This is a genomic window from Candidatus Tisiphia endosymbiont of Micropterix aruncella, from assembly GCF_965178575.1.
Lineage (GTDB): Bacteria > Pseudomonadota > Alphaproteobacteria > Rickettsiales > Rickettsiaceae > Tisiphia.
The window spans coordinates 1397709-1413530 of record NZ_OZ238268.1; the positions used below are offsets into that span (position 1 = coordinate 1397709).

The window sequence follows — 15822 nt, forward strand, 5'->3', positions numbered from 1 at the left end:
CATAAAATATCATATTTTACAGGATATTTACTATTTGAATCTAGGATATAAATGCTTTCTTTACTTAAAAAATTATTCGGCACAGCAAATGATAGAAGTATAAAAAAACTATCTTTAGAAATTGAAAAAATTAATTTGCTCGAGCCTTCAATACAAAAACTTTCTGATGATGATTTGAGAAATAAAACAGAGCAATTTAGGCAAAGATTAAAAGATGGTGAGTCATTAGATGACTTAACTTATGAAGCTTTTGCTGTTGTACGAGAAGCTTCAAAAAGAGTCTATGGGATGAGGCATTTTGATGTTCAGCTAATTGGTGGATTGATATTGCACCGTGGTATGATTACTGAAATGCGTACAGGAGAAGGAAAAACTTTAGTTGCCACATTACCCGCATATTTGAATGCTCTTACTGGTGAAGGGGTGCATGTTGTTACGGTAAATGATTATTTAGTAAAACGTGATTCTGAGTGGATGGGAAGAATTCATAATTTCCTAGGGTTATCTGTTGGTTGTATCATCGCTAATATCAGTGATGATGATAGACGTAACGCTTATAGAGCAGATATTACTTATGCAACTAATAACGAGCTTGGATTTGATTTCCTCAGAGATAACATGAAATATAGTGAAGACTCTAAGGTACTTCGCCCTTTTAAATTCGCTATTATTGATGAGGTTGACTCAATTTTAATTGATGAAGCAAGAACTCCGCTAATTATATCAGGTCCAGTAGACGATCGCTCGGATTTATACAGCACAATTGATAAATTAGTTCGTCAGTTTAAAGATGAAGATTACGAAAAAGATGAGAAATTACGGACAGTTAATCTTACTGAGCATGGTATAACTCATGTAGAATCAATGCTTGTAGCTAATAGTCTTATTGAAAAAGATTCAAGCCTTTATGATTTTGAAAATCTAAGTTTGGTTCATTATATCAATCAATCATTAAGAGCTCATATCCTCTTCAATCGTGATGTTGATTATTTAGTACGCGATGGAAAAGTTATGATTATTGATGAATTTACTGGACGTGTTATGGAAGGTAGACGCTATTCCGAAGGCTTACACCAGTCACTAGAGGCAAAAGAGCATGTACAAATTCAAAATGAGAATCAAACCTTGGCTTCTATTACTTTCCAAAACTATTTTAGGAATTATCCCAAATTATCAGGCATGACTGGTACAGCAATGACCGAAGCTGCAGAGCTAAAAGACATATACAATCTTGATGTTCTTGCTGTTCCTACCCATAATCCAATCACTAGAGTTGATTATGATGACGAGATTTATGGCAGTAAACAAGATAAATATGAAGCTATCCTAACATTAATAAAAGAATGTTATGATCGTGGTCAACCTGTTTTGGTTGGAACGGTTAGTATAGAGAAGTCTGAAGAAATTTCTAACTTACTTACCAAAAATAAAATAACTCATAATGTTTTAAATGCAAAATTTCATCAGCAGGAAGCATTTATTATAGCTCAAGCTGGACGATTTAAGGCTGTGACTATCGCCACAAATATGGCAGGTCGTGGTACAGATATTATGCTTGGCGGTAACCCAGAAATGCTAATAGAACAACTATCTCTAAAGAACCTACCAAAAGAGCAATATGAATTAGAAATAGTAAAAATAAAAGAGCAGATATCTGAAGAGAAGCAGCGTGTAATAGAGGCTGGAGGATTATTTGTTATAGGTACTGAAAGGCATGAAAGTCGTAGGATAGATAACCAGTTACGAGGAAGAGCTGGTAGACAAGGTGATCCAGGCAATACAAAATTTTTCTTGTCTTTAGAAGATGATCTGATGCGTATTTTTGCCTCAGACCGTATTTCCGGAGTTTTAAGAACGTTAGGTTTAAAAGATGGTGAAGCAATCCATCACCCTATGATTAGTCGTTCACTTGAAAAAGCTCAACAGAAAGTTGAAGGACATAATTACGAAATACGTAAAAATTTATTACGTTTTGATGATGTTATGAATGATCAACGTAAGATAGTTTATGAACAGCGCAGTGACATCATTAAGTCAAAAGATGCACATGATTTTTTAACTAACATGACAAAAGAACTAGTGGAAAAAGTGGTGTTAATTTTTATTCCACCTAGTTCTTATAGAGAAGACTGGGATATAAACGCTCTAACAGGAGAGTTGCAGCGTATTTTTGCTATAAAACTACATCATGAATCTATAACAAAAGCTGATGTTACCGAAGTACAGGTGGTATCTAACGTTGTACAAATGGTAAATGACTTGTACCAAGCAAAAGATGAAGCATATAGCGTTAACTTGATGAATGACGCAATTAAGTATATTTTACTAACAACTTTAGATCAAGTATGGAAAGATCACCTACATAATTTAGATCATTTACGACAAGGTATATCACTAAGGGCTTATGCCCAAAAAGATCCTCTTAACGAGTATAAAAGAGAAGCTTTCAATTTATTTGAACAAATGCTCGATAATTTGAAGGAATTATTTATCCAAAGAGTTTGTCACCTCCATATGGATACTAGCCATATTAAAAAAGAGTCAATGTCTTTGGAAAATAAAAAACTTCAAAAGACAATGCGAGAAACTAGAGAGGACCCAGCTTTTAATAAATATAATGCTGGTGTTAGTATTGAAACTCAACTTAAAACCATCAAAACTCAAGTCAATCCACAGGATAGAGTGCAATCAGACCCATCAAGCTGGGGAAAAGTGGCTAGAAACGAGTTATGTCCCTGTGGTTCTAGCAAGAAATATAAATATTGTCACGGAAGTAATGAATAAGCAGGGCAATTTATAAGGTCACAATCAATAGTTGGTGTAAACTCGATAATCAAGTTTTTTTCTGAAGGCTACAATTCATGGCAGTTTATGTCATTCCCGCGCAGGTAGCGGAATCTAAAGAAATAGACAGGAAGGCTATTAAGAAATATGGGAGTGTTATGAACTAATCCTACAAACTGATCCCATAATAAGAAATTAATGATAGGTAAATAACTAATGATAGACAGCCAACTTGTGAGTTGCCTAGTAGCCACCCAGTTTCCACAATTTAGAGATTTGCCTGTTCAACCGGTTGAACTTAGTGGTTGGGACAACAGAACATTTCGCTTGGGTAAGCACATGCTTGTACGCATGCCAAGTGCTGAGAGGTATGCAATACAGGTAGAAAAAGAGCAAAAGTGGTTGCCTAGGTTGGCATCTTTGCTGCCACTTTCAATTCCACTGCCTGTAGCAATGGGAGAAGCTGGTGAGGGCTACCCATGGAGATGGTCTATTTATCGCTGGATTGAGGGCGAAACTGCTACATCTGCACACATAGCCGACCTAGGTGACTTCGCAACCAGTCTCGCACAATTTCTCATCGCTCTGCAAAGCATTGATCCCACGGACGGACCTCTGCCAGACTTACATAACTTCTATCGTGGTGGATCTCTAACGATCTACGACACTGAGACACGACAAGCAATCTCTGAATTAAGTAACAAGATCGATGTCAGCACTGCTACTAAAATTTGGGAAGAAGCTCTTACTACTACTTGGCAAGGTTCACCAATATGGATTCATGGTGACCTCAGCACCGGCAACCTGTTAGTGCAAGGAGGAAAGTTAAGTGCTGTCATTGATTTTGGAGGGCTAGGGATCGGCGACCCAGCCTGTGATTTGGCGATTACTTGGACGTTGTTTCAAGGAAAAAGTCGGGAAATCTTTCGAACAATGCTTCCGTTAGATGCTGGCACTTGGGCTCGCGGTCGTGCATGGACATTATGGAAGGCCTTGATTGTAGCAGCAGGCCTCCCGGGTACAAATGCTGCAGAAGTCACACAATCATGGCGTATTATTGATGAAGTGCTTACAGATTACAGACATAACTAAACAATATAAAAATAATTATTATTCTAAGCACCTTCGATGACATCAACCCTAGCAGCAGGGTAATTATAGAGTAGACGTAAGCGTTACCACTTACGCCTACTCTATAATTACCCTGCCTAACAGGGATGATACTGATAACAAGTTACATCGAATTCATACAATAAAAAAGCCATGATAAATATAACGTGATCAGTTATATATAGTGGTAGGATGGGTAAACTGTATCTCGAATTGAAGCTTTGAATTTTAAAGACTTCGTACCTGAGCAAAGACCCATCCTGTTTGGATAAAGACTACGAACGGATGTCATAAGGTTTAAACCTTGCGTATGAGTATGTAGCGTATCCTATTATTAATATAAATCATGTGGCTCTATATGGCAACAACTTATATTGGTGTGGACGTTAGTAAAAAAACTTTAAGTATCTATATACCAGCTACCAACAAGGCTTTTTGAAGTTACCAATGATCAACAAGGCTTTACTACTATGCTTAGCACCATTAATAAACACTATACTGCCTTATCTGAATTAAATGTTGTCTTTGAACCTACTGGTGGATATGAACATAATTTAAGAGAATTTTTAAAAATAAATAAATTGCCTTTTGCTACAGTACACCCTAATAAAGTACGTAGTTATGCTAAAGCTAAAGGATGGCTTGCTAAAACTGATAATATCGATAGTAAATTGTTGCATGATTATGCAACGTGCTTTGCTTTACCAGTGAATGTTACTTATGATAGTAATAGTTAACAACAGTTACATGCTTTATTAAAAAGAAGAGAACAATTATTACTATTTAAGAATCAAGAAATTGCTAGGCAGGATACAGAGTTTAATGCTGTCGTCATTTTATCTTTGAACCAGCATATTGCTAGTTTAACAGCACAATTACAAGAGATTGAGGATAGTATCAAAGAATTAATTTCTCAAGATCAAGAAATAAAGGATAAAATTGATCGGCTTACTTCTATTCCAGCAGTTGGCATTACTCTTGCTAGCACTGTAATATGTGAAGCACCGGAGCTTGGCAATATTACTTTTAGGCAGTTAACATCTTTAGTAGGTCTTGCTCCTTTTGCTAGAGAAAGCGGTAGTTATAAAGGTAGAAGAAGTATTTTTGCAGGTAGAGGTAATCTTCGAAGAGTTCTTTATATGGCTGCAGTAGCTGCCTTACGATGTAATAAGCACCTACGCAATTTTTATGACCACTTAATTGCTAAACATAAACCAGCAAAACTTGCTCTTGTTGCTGTTATGCACAAATTACTAGCTTTTATGCACTCTATTGTAAAAAATAATTCTTCCTAGAATGAAAATTTATGTTAAGTTACTATTTTTTTATTGACTTCCATTACGGATGCTAACGTAAAATACCAAAATTAAAGACTGAAGGAAAAAGAATGAGGTCAAAACTTAAGAAGGTTAACCAGTGGGCAAAAGAGGTTCGAAATCAATATAAGCTCAAAACAATATGGCAGAAATTCTGTATCAAACTAGAGGGTCATATTCAATATTATGGTGTGAGCTTTAATATAAAAAGAATAGAGACTTTTTTGTACCGTACAGTGCAGATCATGTTTAAATGGCTAAACCGAAGAAGCCAAAAGAAGTCCTTTACTTGGGAAAAATTTCAGCTATTTCTATTAGCTAACCCGCTTCCGAGAGTGAGAGTATGCCATAAACTTTTCTGATACTACTGAAGTGAACGAATTTATCTTGAACCCATTGCGGGAAAACCGCACGATGATGGTTCTAACGAGGGGCGTACTGGGTGACTGGTGCGTCTACTCTCTTAGCATGGTTATCTTCACGGGATAAAAATAAGAGATTTAACAATCTCATGCATTTGTTTAGTGAGGATGCACTTGCTGTTTGCTATCATGAGCTGGATGTTAGGAAAGCAACTGGAGTAGACGGAGTAAACAAAACTAATTATGGCTTAAAACTTACAGAAAATATTGGAAAATTAGTTGATAAATTAAAGAGGATGGCTTACATACCAGGCAATATTCGAGAGGTAAAAATACCGAAATAAGGAAGCAATGGCAAGACTAGAACTTTAGGTATCAGCAACTTTGAAGATAAAATATGTCAGAAGATGATGCACAAGGTGCTTGAAAGTATATATGAGCCAATATTCCTAGAATGTTCCTATGGTTTCAGAATGGGAATAGGGTGTCATGATGCAATAAGAGGACTAATGCAACATCTTTATAGCAATGAGGTAGAGAGCATAATTGAGTCAATAATTTTTTTTGTGTAAGTTCATTTTTTATTTTCCAATAAATCATATTTAAAATCTCCACAAAGTACTTCAAATTGATTTAAAGCTAATGACCAATCTTTTATAGGCATAGTTCATTTTTTAGCCGCATTTTGTAAGGCTAAAAATATTATCTTTTGAATTGATTTATCATCTAGAAATACACCTTTATTTTTAATAATTTTCCTAATTTGACGATTTATAGATTCTATAGTATTCGTGGTATAAATCACCTTTCTAATCTCCTCAGGAAAGGCAAAAAATGGTATTATTCCTGACCAACTACGCTGCCAAATATCAGAAATTACTGGATATTTTTTATCCCATTTTATACTAAATATGTTGCAGTTTTAAACGAGCCATTTCTTCGTTATTTGCCGTGTAAATTTGTTTTAAATCTGATGTTACCTCTTTTAAATCCTTATATGACACGTACTTTACTGAATTGCGTACCATATGCACTATACATAGTTGTACTATAGTAGCAGGAAATATGCTACTGATAGCCTCAGGAAAGCCTTTTAAACCATCAACGCAAGCAACATAAATTTGTTCTACACCTCGATTCTTTAATTCAGTTACTACTTGCATCCAAAATTTAGAGCCTTCATTTTTTCCTATCCAAATGCCCAATAACTCCTTCTTGCCTTCTATATTAACCGCAATTGCCAAATATACAGCTTTATTTATTACTATATGATTGTCCCTAGATTTAACATATATGCGATCCAAATACAATATTGGGTATATCCTATCTAAACAGCGATTTTGCCACCTAGTTACCTCCTCTAGTACTCCATCTGTTATGGTTGATATTAAATCACTAGATACTTCAGTTTGATATATTTCTTCTAAGTGACCACGAATCTCACTGACTGTCATTCCTCTACCATAAAGTGAAATTACCTTCTCATCAAATCCATTAAATCTCCTCAGCCCTTTTGGTATTAATTGTGGATTATACTCACCTTCCCGGTCTCTTGGTACTTCTAATGTCAACTTACGACCATCATCATCAATTACTGTCTTCTCATAACTACCATTACGACGATTATTATCTACTTTTTCTACTTTACTATGTTTTGAGTAGCCCAATTCATGATCTAACTCACTTGCTAATATTTTCTCAACTATTTGTTTCTTTAGCTGTTGAAATAAACCATCTCGACCAAATAACTCTGATGGGTTTGCTTTTGATAATAATTCTTCTACTAGATGATTACTTATGTTTAATTTTTCTTTATCTTTACCTATTTCTTTAGCCATAATTTCCCTTTATTTTAGTTACTTCTTTTTACAGTAATCTCTTACTGCTTCTTTTGCAACTTACACAAACTATATTATAGACTCTTTTTGATTATTTAAAGAGCAAACTGAACCTTGAGCATACTAGACACAGATCACCTATAAATGCTTTTGTTCATATACTTTCTACACTAGTTACGTCAATTCGGGATAAGGGATAAGAAAGAATAGTGTAGATATAAGAGTTGCAAGGAGTTAATGCCTGTGATAAATGTTTTTGTGGAAAAAGAAATAAACACAGGCATGAAAAAAGATATCACAGAATTATATAGTTTTATAGACGATTTTTGTAAAATTTACTATGAATACGTCAATTCGGGATAAGGATTAGTAAAAATGCTTTAGCTATAACTAATACAAGATTTTGGATATGTATAAATTGCATTTCTGTGAATTCATACATTAATTGCTCTTCGTAGTGTATATATGTCTGCTATTTTTACTAATCCTTATCCCGAATTAACGTATGAATACGAAAAAAAGAAATTATTACCAACAGAAAAACAAAGGAATCGCCGTTGTGATATGAGTTTAAGCGAGATTATGACAATTATGGTAATGTATCATACTTCTTATGCTAAAAACTTTAAATATTTTTATAAGACTTGTATAGAATATATCCACAAAGGTGATTTCCCAAAAGCATTGAGCTATAACCGTTTTGTCGAGTTAATGCCTAGATTGTTTGTCCCACTTAATATTCTTATGCATTTGTTATTTGGCGAGGAAACAGGTAGTTATTTTATTATGCAACGACAATCAAGGCTTGCCATAATAAAAGGCGATATAGTAATAAAATATTTAAGGGGCTAGCAAAACATAGCAAATCATCAATGGGTTATTTTTATGGGTTCAAGTTACACTTAATTATTAATGAAAAAGGACAATTTATAGCATTAAAAATGACTAAAGGAAACGTTGATGATAGGATTCCAGTACCTGAGTTAACAGATGGTTTAACTGGAGTTATGTATGCAGATAAAGGATATATTAAGCAAAACTTATTCGTCAGTTTATATGAAAGAGGATTAAAAATGGTGCATGGGATTAAGAAAAATATGCCAAATAAATTAATGGATTTAAAGGAGAAGATTATGCTAAGAAAACGTAATTTAATTGAAACAGTTTTTGATTATTTAAAGAACAAAATGAACCTTGAGCATACTAGACACAGATCACCTATAAATGCTTTTGTTCATATACTTTCTACACTAGTTGCCTATTCTCTTAAGAAAAATAAACCTTCCATAAATTGCAATTTCAACTTCCCTCTAAATTATAACCTTATCCCGAATTGACGTTAGTTGCCTATTCTCTTAAGAAAAATAAACCTTCTATAAATTGCAATCTCGACTTCCCTCTAAATTATAACCTTATCCCGAATTGGGGTAATATGGGATAAAATGGAATGCTATACGGACAGAATATCAACCAAAGGTAGTATCGTTAGACAAAGTTAGGAGAAATTATCCTCTTTCATTGTAGTTAGAGGTAGTATTGGCTTAATTGAGGACACGTCCTAGTCTAGTAAACTCATGTTAATTTTCAGTCATAGATATAGTGAAAGACATTGAATTAGGTGAGTTTATATGATATAAATAAGAGAAAAAAATGTCAACAAGCCCATATAGTCAAGATTTAAGAGAAAAAGTAATAAATTATATAGAAAAAGGTAATAGGGCGTGTCATCAATTAAGTTGACAGGAGCGTTTATTTGTTGTGTAATAGAGAAAAAATTAAGAATAAATTTTCTCTATGCGTCGATATGCTCTACGTGACGATCAATGGGATCGGATTAAAGATAACCTACCTGGAAGGGAAGAGTCTGTTGGTGTAACAGCCAAGGATAATCGCCTATTTGTAGAAGCAGTCTTGTATCGATATAGGGCTGGTATACCTTGGAGAGACCTACCTGAACGTTTTGGAGATTTTCGAGTGATTCACCTACGTCATTCAAGGTGGAGCAAGACAGGTGTGTGGAAAAAGGTTTTTGAGATGCTGGCTGAAGATGCTGATAACGAGTATGCCATGATTGATTCAACCATTGTTAGGAGTCATCAACATAGTGCTGGTGCTAAAAAAAAGAGTTAGAGGATGACCAAGCAATTGGACGAGGTAAAGGGGGGCTGAGTACTAAAATCCATGCCACATGTGACGCTCTAGGGAATCCAACGGGATTCCATCTTACCCCGGGTCAAGCTCATGATTTGCAAGGATCTGATGTTTTGATGAATGAATTGACGAAAGCGGATGCTGTACTTGCTGATAAGGCTTATGATGCCGATGCACGTATGCGAGATAAGCTGAAAGATAAGGGATGTATAGCTGTGATTCCCCCAAAGAAGAATCGTGTGAATCCAGCTAAGTATGATAAGAACCTCTATAAAGCTAGGCATTTGATTGAGAACTTTTTTGCAAAATTGAAGCAATATAGAGCTATCGCAACACGATATGACAAAACATCTCAGAACTTTTTGGGTGCTGTTTATATGGCTTCCATGGTAATTTGGCTCAATTGATGACACACCCTAGTCAAATATCTGCTGCTAAGATATTTGATATACACAAGAATACAATTAATCGTTGGAAGGTAAGGAAGAAAAAAGAAGGAACAATATTAGCAAAAGCGAGATTAGGATTTAAAAGTAAAGTTGACAAGCAACAATTAGAAGAATTTGTCAAAAATAATTCAAATATTACGCTAAAAGATATTGGTAAGAAATTTGGGATTACAGGCACTCAAGTTGGAAGAATATTAAAGAAGTTAGGCTATAGTTATAAAAAAAACCTTCAGCTATTTGGAAGCAAGTGCAGAGAAACGATCTGAATATTTAGAAAAGGTCAGTAAATATGACAAAGAGCAAATGGTGTATCTTGATGAGAGTGGTATAGATAGGACCATTTGCCAAGATAGAGGTTGGGGTAAGATAGGAGAATTGTTGGTTGGACAAAAAAGTGGTAAACACGTTAATTCGGGATAAGGATTAGTAAAAATAGCAGACATATATACACTACGAAGAGCAATTAATGTATGAATTCACAGAAATGCAATTTATACATATCCAAAATCTTGTATTAGTTATAGCTAAAGCATTTTTACTAATCCTTATCCCGAATTGACGTGTAAACAGTATCAAAGAACTAATATCATAGCTGGTTTGGTAAATAATAAGCCGATAGCCCCTTTTGTGTTTAATGGAACTTGTAATACAGAACTATTTAATAATTGGGTTGAGAAGTTTTTAATTAAAGAATTAAAAGCAGGACAGGTTGTAGTACTAGATAAGGCTAGTTTCCATAAATCAAAGAAGACGAAAGAATTAATAGAATCAGTAGGTTGTAAGGTTATTTTTTTACCCCCATATTCACCAGACTTAAATCCAATAGAAAAATTTTGGGCTAATATGAAAAAATGGATTAAAAATAAGATAACAGAAACTAGTAAATTATTCGAAGCTATTTCTATGTTCTTTGTCACCTAATTCAATGTATTTTATACTATATCTCTCCTAATAGTTCACTCTTTTCATCCTCTAACCTTTTTTGATAATTGTAATTCGGTGAATAGTAAATTTTATCCGCTACTTGAGATATAGGGGAGTACAACGAATATGATGTAATATTTTGTAATTTAGGAAAATTACTAGGATAAAAATTCTCAGGATAAATAGTCTTTTGATCATCAAAATCAATTTGACAACCTCCTGCCTTCTGATCAGTTACTATATCTTTATCTGCTATATGGTTATGCTTAAAATCCAACTTTATAATCTTAGTATTATTTAATATATTAATAAGTATTTTCGCTCCTTTAGTTGTTATTTCATTATCATTAAGATTTAAGTGTGTAATATTAGTTTTTGGTAATATATCAGCAAGTTTCTCAATATTTAAATCGTCTATGCGATTGTTTTGAAGATCAAGATGTTTAATCTCAGTATCCTTTAATATATTAGCAAGTTGCTGCATATTATCATTATCATCTCCTATACGGTTGCATGCTAGATTAAGTTCTTCAACTTCAATATACTTGAATATAAAAGTAAGAACTGTAATATCAAAATTATTATCCGCATTATTTTCTAGATCAAGATATTTAATTTTAATCTTAGTATTTTTTAATATAGACTCACATTCCTCAATAAAATGAAGCTCCTGTTGGACGAATGTGTTGATGCAGTTGTGTTTAAGAACTAGGTGGGTAGTACTAGTATTTTTTAATATAGAAACAAGTGTCTTAAATCCTTTATAATATATTTTGTTATTGCTAAGATTTAAGTGTGTAATATTAGTTTTTGGTAATATATCAGCAAGTTTCTCAATATTTGAATCGTCTATGCAATTGTTTTGAAGATCAAGATGTGTCATGTTGGGATCTTTTTGTAGCATAGAAACCACTATCTTAATTGGAATGCTACATGACTCTTCATCCTGTGTAACCAATTCTTCACATACACTATCACCATATCCACTATCTGTATCTACTAGTTGAGTATTATCCTCATCATAAGGAGTCATATTATTATCTATCACCTTATACTGACCTTTAAAATTAATGATAATTTTAGTATTTTCTTGTATAGAAATAAGTTCCTTAATTCCTGTATCATCTATAAGGTTACCGTCAAGAATAAGCTCTGTAATTTCAGTATCTTTTAATATAGAAGCTAACTCTATCGCTCCTGAATTTCCTATACAGTTGTGTGCAAGATTAAGCTTTGTAATTTTAGTGTCTTTTAAGACAGAAGCAAGTTCTGTTGCTCCTGAATTTCCTATATAGTTGTATGCAAGATTAAGCTTTGTAATTTTAGTGTCTTTTAAGACAGAAGCAAGTTCTGTTGCTCCTGAATTTCCTATATAGTTGTATGCAAGATTAAGATCTATAATTTGAGTGTTTTTTAGTATAGAGGCCAGTGACTTAATTTCTGCATCGCCCATACTGTTATATCCAAGGTCAAGATATGTAATTTTAGTATCTTGTGGTAAAGTAAGTGTATCATCTTTAACACTTGGTATACTAGTATCTCCTATATCATTACATGATAGATTAAGATCTATAATTTGAGTATCTTTTAATATGGAAATAAGTGTTTTAGCACAATCTTCTGCTATTTGGTTGGCTTGTAGATTAAGGTGCGTAATTTTAGTGTCTCTAAGTGCAGGAGTAAGTATCTCAATCTCTGTTATGTAGTTATGTTCAAGGCTAAGGTGTGTAATATTAGTATCTTTGAGTATAGAAGCAAGCATCTCAAATTCTTCGTCATATATGTCATTATATCCAAGACTAAGCTGTGTAATTTTAGTGTCTCTGAGTGCAGGAGCAAGTATCTCAATCTCTGTCTTGCTTATGTCGTTATTTTCAAGATTAAGCTGTGTAATTTTAGTGTCTCTGAGTGCAGGAGCAAGTATCTCAATCTCTGTCTTGCTTATGTCGTTATTTTCAAGATTAAGGTGTGTAATATTAGTATCTTTTAGTAGAGAAATAAATGTCTTAAATATCTTATAAGATTTATCATTAGTATTAAGAGTTAAGTGCGTAATATTATGCTCTTTTAGTAGAGAAATAAGTGTTTCAATGTCTAAATCCTTTATTCTCTCGTCTCGAAGATCAATAGTAATGGGATTTTTTTGTAGTATAGAGGCAACTGTTTTAATTGGAATGTTCCATGAGTCTTTATTAAGATCATGATTATTTTGGTCACCAAAATTAATTTTATGTTCCTCTAGTTTTTCATTAACCAATACAGTTGTGTTGATGTAGTTCGGTGTGTTATCTGATTTAATAGAATCCCTGCAAAACTCTATTTCTACTGGTAATTTGGACAATGATGTGGCACTCGAATCCTCACATACACTAGAGTACGCTGTGGTTTGAGGCGAAGAGTCTCTTTCAAATCCTTGCACATAAGTGACTTTTGCAGGAAGTATAATAGATATCTTTGGTAAATCTATTGCTGCTGACAATTTTGTCTTCGAGGCGGGGCATAAATCTTCAGCTACATCTATGTATGTTGTAATTTCACGCTCCGTATCTCCTTTCAACTCCCTAGCAGAAGCAAATTGCAAAAGAGCTTCAATGCTTATTGGCACACTACAATCATTCTGTGCATTTGCACAGCTTGTCTTAGATTTTAATGATATTAACTCTGCATACCAGTCAATATCTTGATAGTGGGTGATTAATTTCTCTTGAGATATATCTGGAGGCAATAGCTTTTCTAATAGTTCTATTGATGGGTTTGGTATTATTGTTGCATTATTCTTTATTACTTCTAAGGTATTTGATTTCTTAGCGTTTTGGACACTCTGATTAACCCTGTAATCATTATCCATATTATCAAGCGGTAGATCGGTGAGTAAGATTTCAGCATATTGTTGATTATGATCTTGATAGTTAGTTCGTATATTTGCTAAATATTGCTCTTGAATCTGTGACGTCCTAGCAGCATCTATATCTATCCTGTCATCAATATTAACTAACTGTCGAGATAGTTGATTTACTTCAATGATATTAACTGTTATAACTTCAGCAACATAATATGCAGCATGTTCTTGGTAGGAAAATCGGTAATGCAACTGTGATACCTCAATATCTTGTGTTATTAACCATGTCACCTCTGATCTTAGAGCAACTGACTCATTAGCTATTCTAACAGCCTTCAGTCTGATGTTGATAGTAAATGGATTTAATATATCTAATATATATTTATTTAATAGATCATAAACACTATGTAGAGTAACGTTAGTTCTTATTGACGGCATTTTATATTGCAAATGTGATGCACTACCAAATAGTGCAATGTGATGCATCATTTTAGTACGTATTTGTACTTCTATCTTCTGGGAATCTTTAACTATTACCGTATGTAGTGATTGATAACCACTTTTCTTAGGAAACTTAATAAAATCCTTATATCGTTTTGGAATATGTTTATAATTATTATAAATAGTATCCAATATTTTATAACATTGACCTTCTTCCTCTACTATTACTCTAATGCCAATAATATCAAATAATTCTGTTACTTTACAAGACTTCTGTACTATCTTCTTAGCAATAGAATAACAAGATTTAACTCTTCCAGATATGGTATATGCTATGTCTAAAACAGATAAAATATCATGCAATGTATTAATGGTGCTAATAACTAACTGTTGTTGATTGGGATATTGTTCTGTTAAACAAGTGACTATCAATTCTTGTAACTGTGGCTGTAATATTGTTAAACAACCATCTTGCAATGCAGTTTTAATGTTCTCTATTGTTACTTCTTGAAATAATGGTACATAGATATTACTTATTTCATCGCTAGTTAAATAATATTCAATATCTGATACTTTTGAATCAAATATTATTTGATTCAGTAAATATACAAATCTGATTAATAATATCCTTATTCCTATATCAGGTTCTAATGATAATAATAACTTGAAAGTTTCCTGTGTTGTATTGTGAGAACATGTGTTGTAAATTTGAAAAAGTTTAGTTAATGCATTAAATAGCTTAGATATTTCGGTATTAAAACATTGAATTTTAGCTGTCTTTAAGTTAGCTTTTGCAAAACTAAAGAACAGTAATGCTGCAATAGTAGAACTGGTGTCAGGGTATACTGAGGTGATGGTTTTTGCTATTTCTATGAATTGCTGATTATTATCTCTGTGATTCTTTATCGCAAAATTAAGTGCCTCCTTAATTTTTGCTTCATCAAAATTAGGATCATTTCTTAATGCTGCAATAATATCTTGATAGTTCATAATTTAAGTTTAGGTAGCTATGAGCCTAGGAGTCTGTCGTAAAATAGAAAATATCTTAAAAAATAAGAAAATTTACCTTACCCCCTAAGGCTTGTTTTATAAAATTGATCATTAATTAGGGTAAATTCGCTATTCTCCGACAGGCTTCTAGCACAAAAAAGGCATAAAATTGTAGAAATATATTTATAGAAAACCAATCTAACATAAATCACTTGTTTCATTTCTAAAATCCACTTCATATTAAGGTGTCAATTTTTAGTTGGTTAAATAATTTAATTGTTTCATAATGATCAAAAAACAAGTAATACCAAATCACTATCTAATTAACAACATAACAGCTCTAGATACTTTTAAGCTCTGCTAGTTGTAAATATTATTGGTTTGATGCTGAATTGGTACAAGCATTTGCTTCTGTATTTTTAGATACTTTAAATTAGACTATTATGATTCTATCATAAATCCAGTGCTTCTATCCAAAAAAGTGTGTAAATTTCAAAATAGATTATATATAAAAATATGTAATAAACATACATAAGTACCCCCTACTTTTTGTACTTCTGATTTGCTACAGTGATATATTGCCATACTATCTAAGCCGTAAGTTTTTGGTAATAGCAA

12 protein-coding genes and 3 pseudogenes are annotated in these 15822 nt (G+C 33.2%); 13 read left to right on the plus strand and 2 right to left on the minus strand.

Annotated elements, in window-relative coordinates:
* The first annotated feature begins 51 nt into the window (after positions 1 to 51).
* The 6 genes from secA (at position 52) to ACN1AG_RS06825 (ending at position 5916) form a co-directional block, all read left to right on the plus strand.
* Positions 52 to 2784 (plus strand): preprotein translocase subunit SecA, encoded by a 2733-nt coding sequence (gene secA, locus ACN1AG_RS06800; RefSeq protein ID WP_417904821.1) that lies wholly within the window; start codon positions 52 to 54, stop codon positions 2782 to 2784.
* A 216-nt stretch (positions 2785 to 3000) separates the two neighbouring features.
* Positions 3001 to 3876, plus strand: a complete 876-nt coding sequence (locus tag ACN1AG_RS06805) for an aminoglycoside phosphotransferase family protein (protein ID WP_417904822.1) — start codon at positions 3001 to 3003, stop codon at positions 3874 to 3876.
* 488 nt (positions 3877 to 4364) lie between these two features.
* On the plus strand, positions 4365 to 4631 hold the full coding sequence (locus tag ACN1AG_RS06810; RefSeq protein WP_417904823.1) for an IS110 family transposase: 267 nt from the start codon (positions 4365 to 4367) through the stop codon (positions 4629 to 4631).
* A 105-nt stretch (positions 4632 to 4736) separates the two neighbouring features.
* Complete coding sequence (locus tag ACN1AG_RS06815) at positions 4737 to 5189, plus strand: transposase (RefSeq protein ID WP_417904824.1); 453 nt, start codon at positions 4737 to 4739, stop codon at positions 5187 to 5189.
* A 92-nt stretch (positions 5190 to 5281) separates the two neighbouring features.
* Positions 5282 to 5572 carry a hypothetical protein gene (locus ACN1AG_RS06820; RefSeq protein ID WP_417904825.1) on the plus strand — a complete coding sequence of 97 codons (291 nt, stop codon included), beginning with the start codon at positions 5282 to 5284 and terminating at the stop codon, positions 5570 to 5572.
* 80 nt (positions 5573 to 5652) lie between these two features.
* Entirely contained in the window at positions 5653 to 5916 is a 264-nt protein-coding gene (locus ACN1AG_RS06825; RefSeq protein WP_417904826.1) for a hypothetical protein, read from the plus strand.
* Positions 5917 to 6146: 230 nt separating this feature from the next.
* Here the strand turns inward: ACN1AG_RS06825 and ACN1AG_RS06830 are convergent.
* A pseudogene (locus tag ACN1AG_RS06830) lies at positions 6147 to 7410 on the minus strand (IS256 family transposase).
* Positions 7411 to 7490: 80 nt separating this feature from the next.
* Between ACN1AG_RS06830 and ACN1AG_RS06835 the strand changes: the two are divergent.
* The 7 genes and pseudogenes from ACN1AG_RS06835 to ACN1AG_RS06865 form a co-directional block, all read left to right on the plus strand.
* A pseudogene (locus tag ACN1AG_RS06835) lies at positions 7491 to 7610 on the plus strand (IS982 family transposase); the annotation flags it as partial.
* Positions 7611 to 7647: 37 nt separating this feature from the next.
* Positions 7648 to 7773 carry a hypothetical protein gene (locus tag ACN1AG_RS06840; RefSeq protein ID WP_417904827.1) on the plus strand — a complete coding sequence of 42 codons (126 nt, stop codon included), beginning with the start codon at positions 7648 to 7650 and terminating at the stop codon, positions 7771 to 7773.
* A gap of 102 nt (positions 7774 to 7875) precedes the next feature.
* Positions 7876 to 8747: pseudogene (locus tag ACN1AG_RS06845) on the plus strand (IS982 family transposase).
* Between the two features lie 457 nt (positions 8748 to 9204).
* Positions 9205 to 9968, plus strand: a protein-coding gene (locus ACN1AG_RS06850) for an IS5 family transposase (protein WP_417904828.1) whose coding sequence is annotated in 2 segments (ribosomal slippage) — positions 9205 to 9537 and positions 9540 to 9968 — 762 coding nt in all. Because the reading frame shifts where the segments join, the coding sequence is not laid out codon by codon here.
* Positions 9968 to 10276, plus strand: coding sequence for a helix-turn-helix domain-containing protein (locus ACN1AG_RS06855; RefSeq protein ID WP_417904829.1), 309 nt, complete (start codon positions 9968 to 9970; stop codon positions 10274 to 10276). Before ACN1AG_RS06850 ends, ACN1AG_RS06855 begins: the two co-directional genes overlap by 1 nt.
* Positions 10248 to 10430, plus strand: a complete 183-nt coding sequence (locus ACN1AG_RS06860) for a hypothetical protein (RefSeq protein ID WP_417904830.1) — start codon at positions 10248 to 10250, stop codon at positions 10428 to 10430. Before ACN1AG_RS06855 ends, ACN1AG_RS06860 begins: the two co-directional genes overlap by 29 nt.
* A 135-nt stretch (positions 10431 to 10565) precedes the next feature.
* A complete protein-coding gene (locus ACN1AG_RS06865; protein WP_417904831.1) occupies positions 10566 to 10931 on the plus strand; it encodes an IS630 family transposase in 366 nt (121 codons plus the stop codon).
* 16 nt (positions 10932 to 10947) lie between these two features.
* Here the strand turns inward: ACN1AG_RS06865 and ACN1AG_RS06870 are convergent, their stop codons facing one another.
* Positions 10948 to 15204: a palindromic element RPE1 domain-containing protein gene (locus ACN1AG_RS06870; protein ID WP_417904832.1), complete on the minus strand. Its 4257-nt coding sequence runs from the start codon at positions 15202 to 15204 to the stop codon at positions 10948 to 10950.
* Between the last annotated feature and the right edge of the window lie 618 nt (positions 15205 to 15822).